Source organism: uncultured Sunxiuqinia sp. (assembly GCF_947495665.1).
Lineage (GTDB): Bacteria > Bacteroidota > Bacteroidia > Bacteroidales > Prolixibacteraceae > Sunxiuqinia > Sunxiuqinia rutila.
In genome coordinates, this window is sequence record NZ_CANLZV010000010.1 from 119040 (window position 1) to 136495 (window position 17456).

The 17456-nt window shown below is 40.6% G+C and carries 12 protein-coding genes and 1 tRNA gene; 2 read left to right on the top strand and 11 right to left on the bottom strand.

The features are described 5' to 3' along the window. Positions 1–105 precede the first annotated feature (105 nt). Positions 106–363: a hypothetical protein gene (locus tag Q1A18_RS13245; RefSeq protein WP_299580986.1), complete on the bottom strand. Its 258-nt coding sequence runs from the start codon at positions 361–363 to the stop codon at positions 106–108. A gap of 135 nt (positions 364–498) precedes the next feature. Here Q1A18_RS13245 and Q1A18_RS13250 point away from each other — a divergent pair, with 135 nt between their 5' ends. Next, the gene (locus tag Q1A18_RS13250; protein WP_299580989.1) at positions 499–1140 is read left to right on the top strand and encodes a sigma-70 family RNA polymerase sigma factor; all 642 of its coding nucleotides are present in this window, start codon (positions 499–501) and stop codon (positions 1138–1140) included. A 260-nt stretch (positions 1141–1400) separates the two neighbouring features. Here Q1A18_RS13250 and Q1A18_RS13255 read toward each other — a convergent pair whose 3' ends face one another. The 4 genes from Q1A18_RS13255 to Q1A18_RS13270 all read right to left on the bottom strand — a co-directional run bounded on the left by Q1A18_RS13255 (position 1401) and on the right by Q1A18_RS13270 (position 8826). Then, a complete protein-coding gene (locus Q1A18_RS13255; RefSeq protein ID WP_299580992.1) occupies positions 1401–2636 on the bottom strand; it encodes an alkaline phosphatase family protein in 1236 nt (411 codons plus the stop codon). Positions 2637–2647: 11 nt separating this feature from the next. Further along, entirely contained in the window at positions 2648–4168 is a 1521-nt protein-coding gene (locus Q1A18_RS13260; protein ID WP_299580995.1) for a SusD/RagB family nutrient-binding outer membrane lipoprotein, read from the bottom strand. A gap of 13 nt (positions 4169–4181) precedes the next feature. Then, positions 4182–7556: a SusC/RagA family TonB-linked outer membrane protein gene (locus Q1A18_RS13265; protein ID WP_299580998.1), complete on the bottom strand. Its 3375-nt coding sequence runs from the start codon at positions 7554–7556 to the stop codon at positions 4182–4184. A 193-nt stretch (positions 7557–7749) separates the two neighbouring features. Further along, positions 7750–8826 (bottom strand): FecR domain-containing protein, encoded by a 1077-nt coding sequence (locus Q1A18_RS13270; protein ID WP_299581002.1) that lies wholly within the window; start codon positions 8824–8826, stop codon positions 7750–7752. Between the two features lie 367 nt (positions 8827–9193). Between Q1A18_RS13270 and Q1A18_RS13275 the strand changes: the two genes are divergently transcribed. After that, positions 9194–9267: transfer RNA gene (locus Q1A18_RS13275), tRNA-Cys, on the top strand. Positions 9268–9408: 141 nt separating this feature from the next. Here Q1A18_RS13275 and Q1A18_RS13280 read toward each other — a convergent pair. From Q1A18_RS13280 to Q1A18_RS13305, 6 genes are all read right to left on the bottom strand, one after another. Continuing rightward, complete coding sequence (locus tag Q1A18_RS13280; protein ID WP_299581005.1) at positions 9409–10155, bottom strand: GDSL-type esterase/lipase family protein; 747 nt, start codon at positions 10153–10155, stop codon at positions 9409–9411. Positions 10156–10164: 9 nt separating this feature from the next. Further along, on the bottom strand, positions 10165–11574 hold the full coding sequence (locus Q1A18_RS13285) for a sugar porter family MFS transporter (protein ID WP_299581008.1): 1410 nt from the start codon (positions 11572–11574) through the stop codon (positions 10165–10167). 53 nt (positions 11575–11627) lie between these two features. Further along, positions 11628–12635 (bottom strand): hypothetical protein, encoded by a 1008-nt coding sequence (locus Q1A18_RS13290; RefSeq protein ID WP_299581011.1) that lies wholly within the window; start codon positions 12633–12635, stop codon positions 11628–11630. 10 nt (positions 12636–12645) lie between these two features. Further along, entirely contained in the window at positions 12646–13689 is a 1044-nt protein-coding gene (locus Q1A18_RS13295) for a DUF4434 domain-containing protein (RefSeq protein ID WP_133464624.1), read from the bottom strand. Beyond that, the gene (locus Q1A18_RS13300) at positions 13682–14755 is read right to left on the bottom strand and encodes a DUF4855 domain-containing protein (protein ID WP_299581029.1); all 1074 of its coding nucleotides are present in this window, start codon (positions 14753–14755) and stop codon (positions 13682–13684) included. The genes Q1A18_RS13295 and Q1A18_RS13300 overlap by 8 nt, the downstream gene beginning before the upstream one ends. Before the next feature lie 432 nt (positions 14756–15187). Continuing rightward, positions 15188–16603 carry a Gfo/Idh/MocA family oxidoreductase gene (locus tag Q1A18_RS13305; RefSeq protein WP_299581032.1) on the bottom strand — a complete coding sequence of 472 codons (1416 nt, stop codon included), beginning with the start codon at positions 16601–16603 and terminating at the stop codon, positions 15188–15190. Between the last annotated feature and the right edge of the window lie 853 nt (positions 16604–17456).

Below are 17456 nucleotides of genomic sequence, written 5' to 3' on the forward strand. Positions count from 1 at the left end.
AAAAATACACCCTTCGCTTTTGTGAAGTTACAAACAAATAAGTAGGTTTTCCGCCTTCCAATACAGAAAGTTAGAAATTGTCCCTGAGTATCATCGGTATAAGACCTAGCGGAAGAGCCTCCAGACAAAACCCATAAAAAACGGAGAGTAGAAAATAAACTTAGGCTCCCCATATTGGCCATAACTAAAGTCAACTGTCAAACTCTCAAATGCCAAACGTTTATTGAAATATAGAATCACTGAAATGGTTATAGAATAAGGTTTTCCCCACTCAACTCCGTAATCCGTGTTTCTGATTTCTGATTCAAATTCCACCAAAGAAACACCCCCATTGATAAAAGTTTTCTGTATTTTTATCACCATGAATTACCTTTTTTAAAAAATCACTAAAGCCTGACTTTAAAAAAATTGACGATTGACATCTTATTCCAAAACTGACATTCGTAGAGAAACAGTTCAATTGGATCAGATGTCAAACATACCTAGCTAATACGAGTAATGAAAGATTCCGAATATTGGAACATTTTTGTTAATGGGCAAAAACAAATTCTTGAAGTCATATATACCAAATACTATGACCACTTACTAAACTATGGATTGAAGTTATATCCTGACACAGATTTCATAAAAGATTGTATACAGGATTTGTTTGTAAAGCTGTACTCAGGTAAGAATATAAAATCTACTCCTTGTGTTCGTTCGTATCTGCTAAAATCGATTCGTAATATTATCATTGATAAGCTGACAAAAAACAAGCTTTATCTTTCTGAAAAAGAGACACCTTTTCATCTGATTATTGATGACGATGAGTTGGAGAAAAATTTCGGGGCAAATAATGATGAAGAACTACTATTGGTCAAAAAGTTAATCAACTGCTACAATCAATTATCAGACAAGCAGAGACAAATTATCTATTTAAAGTATATACAAGAACTTTCCCACAGAGAAATTGCTGAGATTCTTGGTATTAACGAACAATCCTCAATGAATCTGGCTTCAAGAGCGCTGGCCAAACTACGGAAATTATTACTTGACAAAAACAACCAATCTTTTTTCAATAGCGAAACACTGGAAAAGAATCTGATCCTGTTACTCCTTATGAATCGACAAACTTTTTATAAAGCAAATCATTCAACTTAGGCATGGACGAGGTATCGAAGATTTTCATCCGATAATCGGAAGCAGAAAAGTTATATCCTGTAAATAGTTCACATTCTCGCAACCGAGTAAATCCCCCTAAAACACAGTCAAACAAATAGATCGAAAGAGGAACTTTGACCGCAAAATAAAATTTCCTGACCCGCTGATGTTCAGTGGATCAGGAAATCAATACCGTAAATATCATTTGTAGCTCCTCGCATTTCACTCCTTGTGAACGAATGCAACGGAAGACCTACAGCTTATTTTCTTAACCAGCGGTTAAGCGCATTGTGTGGTGTGCTCACCACAAATTTGTAAAATTTCGATGCCGGATATTGCGATATGTCTACTGTAAAAGCCCCTGCTTTAGCAGGAACTTCCCCCAGTTCTATCCATTCTTCAACTCCACCTTCTTTGAAATGGTTAGTAGTAGCCATATAAATGATAGCCTTATTATTTGTCGATGAGCTATTCCAGCTAAGAACCACAGTATCATCATAGGGGCTGGTCTTAAGAGCTGAAATATCGTTCTTTCCCAAAAATGAGATTCCGTCTTGCTCAAAGGCCAGATCACGGGGCACATCGAAATCCATAAAATGACAAATTGTAGGTAAAATATCAACTAAAGACAGGGAAGCACTACCAAAATGGTTATTAACCTTTTTCTGATTGGTTGAAATCCATACAGAGCGTTCTCTTTCCGACTGCCCACCATGGCCGTGTCCACTTTCCGAACGACCATGATCAGTGGTAACAATAACCAGCCAATCTTCATCAAACATTTTTTCACGATATTGAACAGCCTCCCAGATTTGAGCAATCAATTGATCTGTTTTATTCACATAGTCATCCATAAAGGCTCCATCTCCATAAAGATGAAAACCAGAATCGGTATACCACAAATAAACCCAACTCAAATCCGGAGCATCACGACGAATACTTGCTGCTGCTTTTTGGCAAACAACAGAGTCAATTTCAAAAATCTGCTTATGGTCTTTTTTCTCCGGGAAGCGCGTTTTATCAAGTTCATAGCCATCGTATACATAGTCTATTTGAAGCTGATTCGTTTCCTCTTTTCCTTCGCCAATAAGAACGGTTCGATTATCAACCCAGCTGGAAAAAAGCGCCGTCTTAAAATCCTGTTGTTGCTCTTTCGCTATTCGGAAAATACTCCAATAATTATAGTTAGGCTTCAAATTCGAATTGCCTGGTACATTATGCTTATTAAGCCACGTTCCGGTTAGAATATTAGTATATCCTACAGCCGAGATAGTTGGGGTTTGCGAATATCCTCCTATTTCGCCGCCGGTATACGCTCGCGCATAAGCCCCTTTATCGGCAATATCAAATACTGTCTTGGGACGAACACGTTCCACATAATCGGCTGGGATACCATCAAGAACAATATAAACAACTTTGCGAGTTTTTGCCTGGATGGTAAAAAATACCATCCAAGCAAAGACTACTGTCAAAAACACTTTTTTTATACTCATCATTCAATTTCGCATTATTTTAATATCCACATGAGTTTATTCACCTCATCAACTCCTTCATATTGGCTATCTAGTGCTTTCTGAACCTGTTCCTTATTATAATCAAATTCAACCTGAGGATACAACCAACGCACCGGGATTTTAGACGGCTCTTTAAAATTCAAATTCGTTTCGGGATTTATTGGTAAAACCGGGTATCCCGTACGTCTGTAATCATAATACGGCTGCCAAGCGAGTTGCAAGAATGAAGCTACGTACTTTTGCTCCATAAGCATCTCCAGTTTGTCTTCAAACTCTCCGGATAATTGAACCGAAGGATTTACCAAATAATCATCAATTACTTCGTCTGTAATCTTTCGCCCATGATGATAAGTGACATCATCAGGAGTCCATTCACGAAGAAAATCAAAATGTGCTCGTATTCCCTTTGTATAAAACAATGAAGCATCTTCTGTAATCCAGCCACGCAATGCAGCTTCAGCAAGAATAAAGTTTTGCTCAGCATAACCAATTAGGATATAAGGCTCACCCGGCTCATAGTAAATGAATCGTTTATTAAACCCACAATATTCTCCAGACACATATTTAGCTCTAATATCCTCAATAGGATCCGAAACCTCAACTCCAACATAAGCGTCAAAATCACTTTCTACCTTCCCCTCCGCAAGTTTAGCTTTTGAAGGAGACGCAAAATAAAACATCCTATAATCGTTATTCTCTTGCAAAATATCCATCAACGTATTCGAAAGCATCGGATAGTCAAAGTGCTTATTATAGGCAATATTAAAAGGATACAACTGACCTGATTTACTTGAGAATACCAGTTGGAGATTATCTCCGTTCCCTTCCATTAAAAGACCACGTTGATAAACTTGTGCAAATTTTTGCTTTACATTAAGATCAGTATCTGATTCTTTTTTGGAAAGATTGATAAGTACCCTTAACTCAAAGGCATTAACAACCTTTCTCCACTTATTGACATTTCCTCCAAAAATAGGATCTCCTTCAAAATCTGAAGCGTTACCGAATAACTCAACAGAACGATCCAAATTGGTCAGCAAAGATTTAAAAATATCTTTCTGAGCATCGTATTTAGGGGTTAACAAATTCTCTTTACCTTTCAATATTTCGGAGTAGGGAATATCGCCCACGGCAATAGTCTGATTGTAAATCAAATAACTTTCCAAGAAAAGAGCTAATGCCTCATAGGCATCACGATCCCGTTCTTCGGCCAGTTCAGCCATAAGTCGATAGTTTCGCAATGTCGTAAAACTATCAAAACTCGCCCTTCCAAAGTTGTTATATTGATTTCCTCGCGAACCTTCACCCCACGCCAAATACTTGGGAAGAAATTGACTATCTACAAAACCTACACCTGATGACGGTTTCATGATTCCCATAATAGCCCCGGTAGCTAAAAGTTTCGAGTTTACTTTCGTAGCTGAATCGCTATTGGTATTCAACTCATCGAATTTACTGCATGCGGCAAATAAGATTAAAGCTGCAAACCCTATTATTATTTTATTTAAATTCATAGTTTTAAAAAGATTAAAAATTAAGTTTCAAATTAAAACCAACATAGCGTATAGATGGAGAATTGATATTCTCAACGCCGACATCAGGATCTGAAAATTTAAAATCGCGGGTCCACATCAATAGATTTTGCCCCACTACTCCAATTGATGCCTGCTTCAAATTCAACTTTTCATAAAAAGTTGGTGGCAAAGCGTAACTAATGGCAATATTTCGCAACTTAACAAAGGTTTTATCCAGTAAATTTTGAGTCCGAACAGTTCCAATATAAGGATTTGTACGTGTCATATATGTCTCATAAGAAACCACTTTATCGTTTGGTTCATATACCCGATCATCCCGAATAATATTGCCATCGGCATCCCATTCGGCACTTCCTGAGACCACTTTAACTCCCTCTCCAATAAATGTTTTATTTCCATTGACCACCTCCTCATAACGATAATCATTATCACTATCAATGTGAGAACCTGAGTTCCACATGGCCTGATCAATTTGTGCATGAGCTAATCCTCCTACTTTTCCGTCAACACTTATATCAAGTGTCAAATTCTTGTACGAAACTTGCGTGCTCAAACCAAACATCCAGTCAGGAGCAGTATATCCTTGCAAACTTTCATATTGGTTAATTAATGGCATCCCATCATTTCCATGAATAATATTGCCATTAGGATCTCTTTGGTAGTCATAAACACTTAACCAATCCCAACGTTTACCTTTTGCAACCCAACCTTTTTGCGTCGAATAAACCGGATCGATATTCGCGTAATAATAACGATCTCTTGCCCAGTTAAATGTCGCCTTCCAGTTTAGCTCTTTGCTTTTGATGATATCGCCGGACAAAATTACCTCGAACCCTTTACGCTCCTGTTCTTCTTCAATATTAATAAGAGTATTGTAATAGCCTGTCGTCGAACTAATTCTTGCAGAACGAGAATTATTATAGTTGAGCTTATTATAGTAGGTTACATCTAATCGCAACCGATTATTTAAGAAATGAGCAGCTGTTCCAATTTCATAGGAACGAGAAGTGGCTGGCGAAATAATCGCATCTTTTATCGAAGTTGGGGCGTAAGCTGCCGTCATGTTATTCCACACATCGGTACTGATGTTGAAAACCTTATTAATGGCATAAATACTCATGTCTTGCTTAGTCATTGTCCATGAGCCCCTAAGTTTCCAAAAATCAAAAAACTCAGGCATCGTAATGAATTCTGACAGAACCAAACTTGATGCCACTGAAGGATAAAAATACGAACGGGTTGATTCCGGCAAAGTTGAAGACCAGTCATTACGCCCGGTAACATCTAAGAAAACAGCACTTTTCCAAGAGGCAGAAAATTTTCCGTAGAATGAATTAACTTGCTTTTGTGAATACCATTTGCTGGTTTGGGCTGGATCCACAGAAGCATTCAAAGAATAATAACCGGGAACAATAATACCACCTTCCGTATTTGAACTCAGTCCATCATTCTTTAGGTAATAAATAGATCCGCCCAGCAAGCCATTAACATTAAAATCATTAAAGGTATAATCCCCCATTAGTATCAGATCGTTATTAATGCTGAAGTTATTATTTCTGGAAACACTATAGTATCCTTTTCGACCACCCCAACCAGCTGTCGCGCCGATAGGCGTCTTATATTCCGATTTACTAACGCCCATATCCATACCTGATCGAAGCGTCGCAGTCAGCCATGGCGCAATATCATAGGAAGTATTGATAAACCCATTAACTATATCATAATCATTGCCCGATGTAATTTCATGAGCTATGTAGTATGGGTTTTCGTACCAGGAGCGATCCATCCAGTTTGATAACTCGTCTTTTTTGTACCAATAATCCTTATAATCACGAATATCAAAATCGACACCCGACCAGATTAATAAATTGTACAAGTAGCCATTGCCTCCATAGCCGGTACCTCCTTTATTCGGATAAAACCGTTTATTATAGGTCAATCCGGCATCTGATTTAAACTTTCCAAATTTCATATCCCCACCTACAGAATATGTAATTTTATTAAGCTTTTCATTGGGCCATTGTCCCTTGTTATAAACGTGAGTTAAAGAAGTACGAAAACTTCCATATTTTCCCTTTTGTGTGACACTCACATTAGTATTGACAATGGAACTAAACTCCTGGAAATTTTTCAGGTTATTTTTTCCTTTAGCCACCAAGGGCTGTGTTTCCCATTCATAAGTAAATGGATTGTATTGTACCGCTTCACGACCAATATCCATTTTATCTCCCCATACATAACTACCTGCAAGGTATTTACCTCCCTGCCCGGTACTGTATGATGTTTGAACTTCCGGTTTACGCAAATAACCGGCATTAATCATGGTACTACTATTGATCTCGACCTGAAGACCTTCTTCCTTGCCACGCTTAGTCACAATCATGATCGCACCACTTCCTCCACGCGCACCATAAAGAGCAGAAGCTGTTGCTCCCTTCAAAACATCGATCGATTCAATGTCATCGGCAGCAATATCTCTTAATGAAAGGTTGTTATATGGAACTCCATCTACAACCAATAAAGGAGATTCTCCGCGCAATGAAATGGTAGGAGCACTATTGAATTCAGTACTATTAGCAACGTTTAAACCGGCAATTTTTCCCGTTAAACTAGTGGCAAAGTCAACACCTTTTACCTTGCTAACATTATCGCCCGAAACTTTTTGAACAGCATAACCTAAAGCTTTGGTTTCTTTTTTTATTCCCAGTGCCGTTACAACCACTTCATCGATGCCTATCTCGCTGGAACTTAACGTCACATCAACAGCACCATTCGAATCACCAATATTCACCTCCTTGGTCGTCATTCCAACAAACGAGAATACAAGCACAGCATCAGGATTAACCTCAAGAGTATACCGTCCCTCAAAATCAGTAATGGTACCATTTACAGTACCTTTCTCAAGAACAGTTACTCCAGGCAGAGACTCTCCTGAATCCTCTGATACAATACCAGTTACAACTATTTTAAGAGACTGATATTTCGTTTCCGGAGTAGCTTTTGCTTTTTTGGTAATATAGATTTGCCTTCCTGATATCACATAAGCATTCTCTGAATTTTTAAACAACTCATCGAGAATAGTCGTTATCTCTTGCTGATCGAATTGAGCCTCAACTTCCCGATTAAGATCCAGAGCATTATCTTGATAGATAAAAACAAACTCTGTTTTCTGACTGATTTCTTTTAACACACTTTTTATCGTCTTCCCTGCGGCATTGACGGATATTGTTACCGTTTGCGAATAACTGTTTTCGCCGTAACCTAATTGTAACCCTAAAATAAGGCAGACCATTAACAATTTCATTCTGCGAATATTATTCCTTAATAGTGACCGCTTATTTAAGCCATTTGCATCTATTTTAATCATATATTTGTGTAAGTAATAGATTTTAAAATTTACATTTTGAATCTCATTAAAAGCCGGACGATAATACCAGTATCGACCGGCTTATTTGTTTTTTATTCTTTCTGTCTTGTCATTTCCTCATAGGCAATTCGTTTTTATTCATTTAGATTTTAGGTTCGTGTTTGTAATTTTCTATATCCTTTTATTTAAAAAGTCAATGCTTTTCAATTTTATATATTCCATTCTGATCCTTCGAATAAGTGAAAGCAACAATATGCTGCAAGCCGGAAAGTACTTCATCAAAATTGTCTTTAAGAGCCAGCTGTCCTGAAATGATTTCATCCAACGATTGATCTACCTCTAACGAAACACCAAAATAAATTTGAAGCGTTTTCACCACCTCAGAAAAAGGCCTGGAGTTCAAAACCATTATTCCTTTGGTCCAACTGGTATAGTCCTCAGCATTTACTGAAATCGTTTCATCCAATACCCCTTTTTCATCAATTCGGACGAGTTGATTTGGGCTCATAATCCTCTTCTGCCGTCCAACTCCCTTGATCTCAACGCTTCCATGAGCAAGAACGACTGTGGCAAATTCTAATTCATCGTAAGTACAAACATTAAACGAAGTTCCTAACACTTCAATCTCAAACTGGGCAGGAGTTTCAACAATAAAAGGCTTTTCAGTATTTCTAGCTACTTCCAGATAAGCCTCTCCATCAACAAAAATTTTCCGCTTAACTCCTTTAAATTCTTTTGGAAAAATAACTCGTGTACCCGCATTGATCCAGATTTTTGTGCTATCCGATAACGTTAACATGGTACGTTTTCCACCGGGGACAATGATTTGATTATATTTTTCTTCCATCCCCTTTGACGAGCTCTGGGTTGCTATTGCCTTGCTATTTACCGTGATCTTTCCTTTTTCAGAGAAATTGACAACCGCCGTATCCTTATCAATTCGAATTTCATTGCTATCAGAAACCATAAGAATGATATCTGAAGCTTGCTTTGGGATGGAAACCTCTGAAAAAACCATGTTTAGCTTCGTATCATCTTCAAACCGGCTTGCAGGTTCAATCCACACCATTAGCCCCACGAAAACAGCTGCTGCAGTAGTTAAGGAGGCATAAATTCGTGCCCGCCTCTGGCGCCTTTTAAAAGCTGCTGTTAGAATTATTTTATTCCACAAGTGCTTTTTCTCATCAATGTCCGTAGTCGCTTCTTGCTTTTTCATAAAGTCAACAATCTCATCAAATAAAGCCAAGGTATTTTTTTTCTTACTGGTCATACTTACTCATTCGTTTCTGTTAATACCTTGTCAATAGAAAAACCTACTCATGTTTCTGGGAAAATTTTAAACCTTTTTCTTTCTCATGGATCAACAGACGACAACGAAGACACAGAACAACCTCAGCTACAACTCCTATGAGATGATGCAACGCAACAAAAAAAAGAATGCTTGTCGACAAACAGGCATCCCAAGTTATTTCACAAAGTTTTTTATCAATCAAACTGAATTTAAAGACAATCAAATACTCCTACTATTCCCCTCTATGATTAATCCGCTAAATTTTATACCTGACGAAATTCTTCTAATGAAATTTTGTTGTGCATAAGTGGAAAATTTTATTACATTTGCAGTCCGATTACGAAATGGTCTCTTGGCCGAGTGGCTAGGCAGCGGTCTGCAAAACCGCGTACGGCGGTTCGAATCCGCCAGAGACCTCCATAAAAAAGAGGCTATCCTTATTGGATAGCCTCTTTTTTGCTATTGCAGTTTCCTCTGCCAAGTCCTTTCTCCCAAAGTCCTTATTTCTGCAGAAATATTTTTTCTAAACTAATCTGGTCCCACTACCCCTGAGCTCACTCCTTATATCCCATCCTGAATAAATTGCTTGAGTACAGCCGGATACGTGTCACCTTCGGTTGTTCCCTCTCCGTCCAGAAACACGCCAAAGGTGATAGAGTCGCCAAAGCAAACAATCTTCAAACCAGCTAAATCAGTAAACGATTCCTTCAGTTGCTCATAAATCAGCCACGCCAGCAAGCGGTTGCCTTTGGGCGTTAGGTGAACGCCATCTCTCCGTCCACTGTTCTTTTCATTAAGAATGATATCATCCTGATCATGACAGGGAATCCCGACCTGCTGAAGGTGTGAGAATAAATCAACAAAGGGCAATTCCTTTTCCCGACAAATGACCTGCAAAGTGTCTCTGCACAAAGCCAGTAGCTGCATGGGAGGCTGGGGAAAACGCGAAGCATCATGCCGTTCAAACAGATACACCGTGTCCACCGTTGGCGGACTCACCAAAACCACCTGAACATCATGCTGCAACAAACGATCAGTCAACTGATCCATATTGCGATAATAGTCAGCCACCGAAACCATTTTTTTCGTATTCAGCAGATCGTTGGTCCCCACCAAAATAACGACCAGGTCCGGCTGATAACTTAACACGTCAGCGTCTACCCGATTCAAAAGATCAGCAGAACTGTTTCCGGCAATTCCCCGGTTTTGAACATCAGCCAACTCTTGCGCCTGAGCGGCAGTCAAGCCTAGGAGCAACATGCAAGTACTCCAAAATAAACGGATTCCCAATTGTCGATTTACCCTCATCCTTACTCTTTATTTCCAAAACCGCTCAATTTCTTCAAGGCTTTTCCCTTTGGTTTCAGGAATAAGCTTGTAGAAGAAGATGGTGCCCGCCAAACAGAATGCTGCAAAGGTGAAAAAGCCAGCTCCCATGCCAACATTTGCCACATACCAAGGGAAAAGGAAGGCTGCTGCAAAGTTGGTTCCCCAGTTGGCAAAGGTGGCCAACGACATGGCTCGTCCTCGAATATGGGTCGGGTAAATTTCGCCAATAATCACCCAAATAACGGCGTTGATCGAAATCGCCAAACTACCGATGTAAATACAAAGCAAGACCACAGTCCAAATGCCCGATGCAATGTTGGTAACAAACAAGGTTCCGATGGCACACAACGAAAAGAAAACCGCTGTCATACCACCAATGAGCAAAGGCCGACGTCCCCAGCTATCAATTTTTGTCAGTGCAATAACCGTAAAAATCAAGTTAATAATTCCAATCAGCACTTGAAACTGAACGGCATTATCCAAAGCAAAACCAGCTCCTTCAAGGATGGTCGGGCCATAGTAAATCACAATATTCACCCCGGTGAACTGACCAAACACCGAAAGTCCAATACCTACTGCCAGCGCACGCCGCATTCCGGGCTTTAACAGCTCCCGGATTCCAACATCCTTTTTCTTATCCTCTTTTTTAGGGTGAAGAAGTTTTTCGTCCAATTCGCCATTAATCCGTTTTAACAGAGCCACACCTTTTTCAACAAAGCCTTTATCAATCAACCAACGGGGACTTTCAGGCACTAAAAACAACAACGCAATAAACAGTCCACATGGAATCATTTCTGCCGCAAACATTCCCCGCCAAATCTCAGTATTAAACACTTTTTGCAAGATTCCGTGTGTGAAAATATTGTCAGGAGAAGCAGCATAGCGCAACAACGCCCAGTTTGAAAAATAAGCCAGCAAAATCCCCAGTACGATGGACAACTGATACAAAGCCACCAAGCGTCCGCGTATTTTTGCGGGGGCAAACTCGGAAATATACATTGGAGAAAGCACAGAAGCCATTCCAACGCCCAGTCCTCCTACCAAACGAGCAACAATTAATAACGTAAAACTTGGCGGTACGGAGGAGAAAAAAGCTGACATAAAAAAGAGAAAGGCAGCCAAAATCAAAATCGGTTTTCGCCCGTAACGATCACTCAGCGTTCCGGCAATAAAAGCACCAACAATGGCTCCGATCAATGCGGAGCTTCCGAACCAACCGACCATCAATTTCGACAATCCAAACTGAGTTTCTACCATGCCGAAGGTTCCCGATATAACAGCAGTATCAAAACCAAATAAAACGCCACCAAGAGATGCAACAAAGCAAGTTAAGCCGAGCAAAATATTCCTCTTACGTCCTTCTGGTACTGATGATTCCTTCAATTTTACCTTATTCATTTTCGTTTAGATTTATTCTTTAGTTACGTTAATTTCTGACTCTTAAAATAAACTCATTTAAACACATAAGTTCCTTCCCAAAAAACCGACTCCCCTTTCTTTAGTATCAGTTTTTTCCCATTTACCAGGTTGAAGTATGATTTCCCGTAATCCGCAGAAAAAGCCCGCGGCGCAACATCTGCTAAATAGTCAAATGTGCCGAGACCTTTTTCGGTATTCAAAATAAGTTCTAATTCATATTCCCCCTGTTCTCCACTCAGAATGATTCGATTGACTGCGTCATTTTTCAGACATGAGTTGTTGGTTCGTACCGGCTCTGTATTCATGATCTCCGTTGGAGAGGCATAACTCACCGAATCAAAAACAGCGAAGTTCTGACTTTGCATTCCATAATAACGGTGAATCACCACATCGTTTAGCGCGATAATGGTTACACGAACCTCGATTGAACAGTTAGGCAAAAGCTGATAATTGACAGACTCCTGAAGCAAGTAGCTGGCTGTTCCAGAATAATCATACCCTTCTATTAAATTCACAACATTCAAACTTACCAGCTCACTCATTCCTGAGAAGCCGGAACTCTTTGGCTCGCCATCAACCGTCACAGCTACACGCTTCGTCATGGCTGTTGGCTCGCCAGTCCCGTCTCCATTCGAACCGTGCCAGCCACCTGTAAATTGTTTGGGCAAATCGCTGGTGGCATTCTCCAACAAACTTACCTGATACGGGCCAACCCAATCTGTCACCGACGGAAATTCAAGCGTAGGCAGCTTTTCTTCAGATATTACAGACGAGGTATCATAAGCAAGCTTTCCTAGGGCAAAAATTTGATTAACACCACAAGGAAAAAACGCTACCTCCAACTGTTTATCCGGAAGCTGTAATTCACAGCTCAAATGACCTTCAGAATAAACCACATTGAATTTGTCGGGTTGCTCCTGAGAACTATTTCGCTGCCCACAAGCAAACAACCCGACAATCAGCCCAATCATCCAAAAGCCTTGCTGCTTCTGCTGCCAAAGCCGACGACAAAAAGTAACGTTTATTCCAAAATGAGTCACGCTATCCGGTTTATTTTATCGCTTTATGCTCGCGCAATTGCGTATATAATTTTGTTGAATCCGGATGCCCGGCAAAGGCTTCTGATCCTGGCTTGTTCATCATTCCGATGTACTGGTAAATCAAAATCTTTTCGACATAAGGAGACACAGCTTCCAGTTGCTGAATTACGCGTTCAGCAGGAGCTGGCAAAAGGGCACTCTGGTAGACTTTCCCTTCAAAACGGAATACCTCAACATCGGCCCAAAGACGTGATTTAGCGGCTTTTTTATGCATCTTGTATAAATTCTCGAAGAAGCCGGCACTTTCCTCGACCTGAGTCTTCTCTACTCCAATTTCATCCTGGTAAGCGATAAAATCGACATCCAGTTGTTCCAACTGGCGTACGTATTGATCATCAGCCTTCACATTGCGCGTTCCGTACGGAGCAATCAAGGTTTTTGCTTTAGGCATCAACCGGGCTGCCTCCGCCGAAGATTCATTCACATAATTGATAAAGAAGTCGTCGTAATGCCCGTAAATACCGGTTTCATTCGGATAATACCATCCGTAAAAACTTTTGTGATGACCATACTTTTCGGCCAGTTCATTCATCGCTTTCAAGCGCAATTTATTCACCTCCCGATCCTGCATCAACATGGCTGGCTTGGTCCATTCGCCAAAGAATCCATTGCTCACAAAAAAGCGGATCCCATATTTATCGGCAGCAGTCAGCACGACTTCCAGCGGATCTTCACAGCCCATTTCATGCTTTGGCAGCAATGAAGTTGGATAAAAGCTTTTGCCGTAAATAGCCACATCCAGCAAAACCAAGTAGCGCATGCCGGCATCGGCAATCTCTTTTACTTTAGCATCCCACTGCTCAGCCGTAAATTTTTCCAAAGTCGGATTCCAGTACTTCCCTTCGGCAGCACTGTGGTGCTGAAATTCAAACCACGAACCAACAATGGGTTTAATGTTTGATTTTTTACGAGCTGCAGCCTGCAGCTCATTCATAAAAAAAGGGCCCGCCATTGCAGCAGCACCCATCGACAATAAAAAATTCTTTCTATTCATGTTTTAAAAATCGTTTGTTTTTTCGTTCAATAATATGCTTCGCCAGCCGGTCCATCAGCTCTTTATCCTTCGGATTGTTCGACTTCGAAAAGCGGCAAACCCCATTACCTCCCTCATAATAGGCAATTGAAGCCTGTTCAAATACCCCGTTTTTATCATAGGCATCGATATACGCTTCCAAACGAGTGCTGAAGCCAGACTCATGATCTGCCAGGGCCCGTCCATCAAACTCCATTTCCAATCCCATATTTTTTTCGCGGGCAAAAGCACAGGTTTGCTCCAGGCGTTCGTCGGCAATGTCTTTATTGAAAAAGTGGTTGGGCTGAATCCAGGCAAAGTCAAATTTGTATTCTGCCCAGTCTCCCCGTCCGGGGGCTGTCCAGTAAGGAATCCAGTAAAATTGGAGCCCTTGGGATCGAATGTAGTCACCTAATGGAATCAAAATATCGGCACAACCACGCACATCCTCATCCACCCAATAGAACCCTTTCAACTCAAGGTGCTGGTAGTTTTCTTGCTCGTAGCGTTCCAGAAAACGATCGATATACCATTTTCCGGCAGTCAGTCGATCTTCTTGCTTACGAAAGTCCAACTTTTGCCCATTTATTTCACCCCAATCTTCTTGATTCAATATGGGAGAAGGAATACCTGAAATTAATTTATGCTTAAAACCGGGAGCTCCGATTTCTGAAATTTGATCTTCAATGCATTGATTTAATGCAGAGAAAGCTTTACCCTTTTCAAACCGGCGATCGAGTAACCATTCCCATTCCGGCTTCCGCGCATTCAGTTTATCGTAGCCCGGGGCATAATTGCGTCCTTGTCCATCCTTGAACTCCAAAAACAAGAAGCCATCAAACAACCAGTTTTTCTCCCCTTGTTGATTCTCATGCACCACATAAGGTAAGAACTGATCCTTTGTCCACTCCATCGGACGATGAGTTCCACCTTGGTAAATCAATACCAGATCAGCAATATCTGTCTTCCCATAAGCCTCACTATCATTGGAAGTAGCGAGCACAGTCCACGATAAAAAAAGGGTATAAATCAATATCGAAAGGCTCATCACTAAAGTTTTATTGGTTTAGGAGAGCTAAGTAAATTAAAATATTTTAGTTTTCAAGAACTATTTAATAAATATTTTTACTAACCCTAATGAGAGATAACTCTTCAATCCCCTAAAAACCTCATTAAAAAGCAAAAGGCCATAGACTTACTGCTTAAAAGCATCCAATTGCAATCAGGTCATATGCGTTTTAGCTAAAAAGCGGAAATTCGAATATGAAGGGCTACGAACGCTCATACCAAAGGGCAAGAGCAAAAAAAATAAGAACAGTCACCTACAAAGAGAAAATCATTTAACTATGCCTATCTCATCCTTGCAAAATGCAATAGAAGAACAACATGCTCATATAAAGTTGAAAGGCGATGAGAAACAATCGGAACCAACTGTTTTCCACCGCCTAATCATAAATTCATTAGACTGATCCGAGCCCCATTAAAGTTGATAAAATTCCTCCCATCCTGCGCGGGGACGAGCGCCTGCAAGCAAGGCATTGGCCAATGGGTTATTCGTAATTTGTTTCTTCTCGCGGTCAAAAATTAGCTTGGTATTCAGCCGCTGCGCCAACACGCCCAAACTAAAAACCTGGCTTAACGGACCGGCTACATCAAATGAGGAGCGACAGGACTCTTCCCCCTTGCAAGCCAGCAAAAAATTGGCAAAGTGGTTGGACGGACTCACTGGTACTTCAGGAAGCTTCGCTACCATCTCCTTGCCTTTTTCATCCGGAATAATGGATAAGGTGCTACCATGCGAGCTGCCTTTAAAAGTCAACTCCTTGCTGTAAATAATCTTGCCCGGATTCAATTTCGAAGGTTGAAGCTTGCCATTGCTGGCTGGTGGAATAGTTGGATCAAGCTCGGAAACACCATAGCCTTCCGGGACTTCAGGCACATTGTTCACCCCGTCGTACCAAGTAATGGTTACCGGAGGCATGTTGTCCCGTGCCGGAAATTTAAACGCCAAAGTAGAAGCCTGCGGAAAGAAAAACGGATTGTGCCCTTCAATTTTCAATGGATCAATCTCGTAGGGCAAGCCCAGGTTTAAAAATTCATGGGCGGTATCCATAATGTGAGCACCCCAGTCGCCCAAAGCACCCATTCCAAAATCGTACCAGCAGCGCCACTGCCCATGCACAAAATCTTTGTGGTAATCATGATGTTGAGCTGTCGTCAACCAGGCATCCCAGTCCATCGTTTCCGGAACAGGCTCACCTGCAGGCCATCTGGTCATTCCGGTATCCCAACCATGCCAGCGCCGTTTCCCATTCATGTGGGCTGTTATGGCAGTTACATCTTTAATGACCCCGGCTTCCTTCCAGGCCTTAAACTGAAAATAATTGGCTTCTGAATGGCCTTGATTCCCCATTTGCGTGGCCACCTTATATTTCTCAGCTCCTTTCATCATCAGCTCCACTTCGCCAAAGGTACGGGCCATGGGCTTTTCCACATATACATGCTTCCCTTGCGACATGGCCAGCATGGTAATTGGGAAATGCGAAAAATCAGGCGTTCCCACACTCACGGCATCAAACTGATTTCCCATTTTATCAAACAGTTCGCGAAAATCCTGAAAGCGGGCAGCCTCCGGAAATTTCCGGATCACCTCCATGGTATGTTCAGCCCCCATGTCCACATCACACAAAGCGACCACGTTAGCCAGTCCCGTATCATGAAGCGCTTTAATGATAGCTCCTCCCCGGTGACCAATTCCAAAACAAGCCAAATTAACCTTATCACTGGGAGCAACGCTTCCAAAAGCCTTTCCCAATACCGTTGATGGAATGATGGTAACTCCGGCAGCAGCAGCAAAAGCAGTTCCCCCGGTCCGTAAAAAATCTCTTCGTTTCATAAGTTTATTTGTTTTATCGTTAGTTGCAAGCGAGACAAATTGGTTACTTACCAACACACTTTTGCCGATTGCGTTCCTAAGATAGTAAAAGTGTATGGCTTATAATTTCATGGTCACGTATTGCATATGTAATTCTCCAATAAAAATTTGCCTTTTCTGGTAAGCTCTGGAAAAGGGTTCATAGGAATAAAGTTCACTTTCTCCCAAATAGAAAGAACAAAATTCGAACATAAAAACAAGATTAATCACAATCCTTAACTCATTCAAGTGAAAGAACATCTTCTACAGAAATTGAATCACTTCACTCTTGCATTTCATTAAATTGAATGAAATGCGGCATAGCGTGAAGATCCAAATTTGCTTTCAGAAAAAATTTAAATAAGTAATCGGCTTTTGCCCTCTATGAAAGAATCAAAAAACTGAATTTCACTGTGTCCACAAGGCTTCTGAAACAACTCACTCAAAGGCAGCTACAAATAAAGATAAGAATTCTTCTAAATAAAAACGCACCAGCGAAGAAATAGAATACAAGGGGTCACCTTTCTTTAGAAAAAAGAATTAAGGTTAAATAGAATGTATTAAAACTTATTCTTTATCTATATTTGACAAATGAATTGATCGCTATAGCTCAATAATAAACACCGGTTAATAGAAGTCATACAAATGCCGATTAAAATTACTCAGCTTATTGCCATCAATTCAACCAAGACAGTATTAAGCTTAAGAGATTTACCCTCCCGAAATTCCATATCGGAAACGGTAGATTCAAGAAAATAATAAAATAAGCGCCCTTCCTGATTGTGAGCTAAGACAGCTAACAACTAAATGGCTGGGCGAACAACACGCAAGAATC

Excerpts from the sequence above, each read along its gene's own strand:
- Q1A18_RS13265 (WP_299580998.1), bottom strand. The coding sequence starts at position 7,556 with ATGATTAAAATAGATGCAAATGGCTTAAATAAGCGGTCACTATTAAGG.
- Q1A18_RS13245 (WP_299580986.1), bottom strand. The coding sequence starts at position 363 with ATGGTGATAAAAATACAGAAAACTTTTATCAATGGGGGTGTTTCTTTG.
- Q1A18_RS13300 (WP_299581029.1), bottom strand. The coding sequence starts at position 14,755 with ATGAGCCTTTCGATATTGATTTATACCCTTTTTTTATCGTGGACTGTG.
- Q1A18_RS13270 (WP_299581002.1), bottom strand. The coding sequence starts at position 8,826 with ATGACCAGTAAGAAAAAAAATACCTTGGCTTTATTTGATGAGATTGTT.
- Q1A18_RS13305 (WP_299581032.1), bottom strand. The coding sequence starts at position 16,603 with ATGAAACGAAGAGATTTTTTACGGACCGGGGGAACTGCTTTTGCTGCT.
- Q1A18_RS13295 (WP_133464624.1), bottom strand. The coding sequence starts at position 13,689 with ATGAATAGAAAGAATTTTTTATTGTCGATGGGTGCTGCTGCAATGGCG.
- Q1A18_RS13285 (WP_299581008.1), bottom strand. The coding sequence starts at position 11,574 with ATGAATAAGGTAAAATTGAAGGAATCATCAGTACCAGAAGGACGTAAG.
- Q1A18_RS13250 (WP_299580989.1), top strand. The coding sequence starts at position 499 with ATGAAAGATTCCGAATATTGGAACATTTTTGTTAATGGGCAAAAACAA.
- Q1A18_RS13255 (WP_299580992.1), bottom strand. The coding sequence starts at position 2,636 with ATGATGAGTATAAAAAAAGTGTTTTTGACAGTAGTCTTTGCTTGGATG.
- Q1A18_RS13260 (WP_299580995.1), bottom strand. The coding sequence starts at position 4,168 with ATGAATTTAAATAAAATAATAATAGGGTTTGCAGCTTTAATCTTATTT.
- Q1A18_RS13280 (WP_299581005.1), bottom strand. The coding sequence starts at position 10,155 with ATGAGGGTAAATCGACAATTGGGAATCCGTTTATTTTGGAGTACTTGC.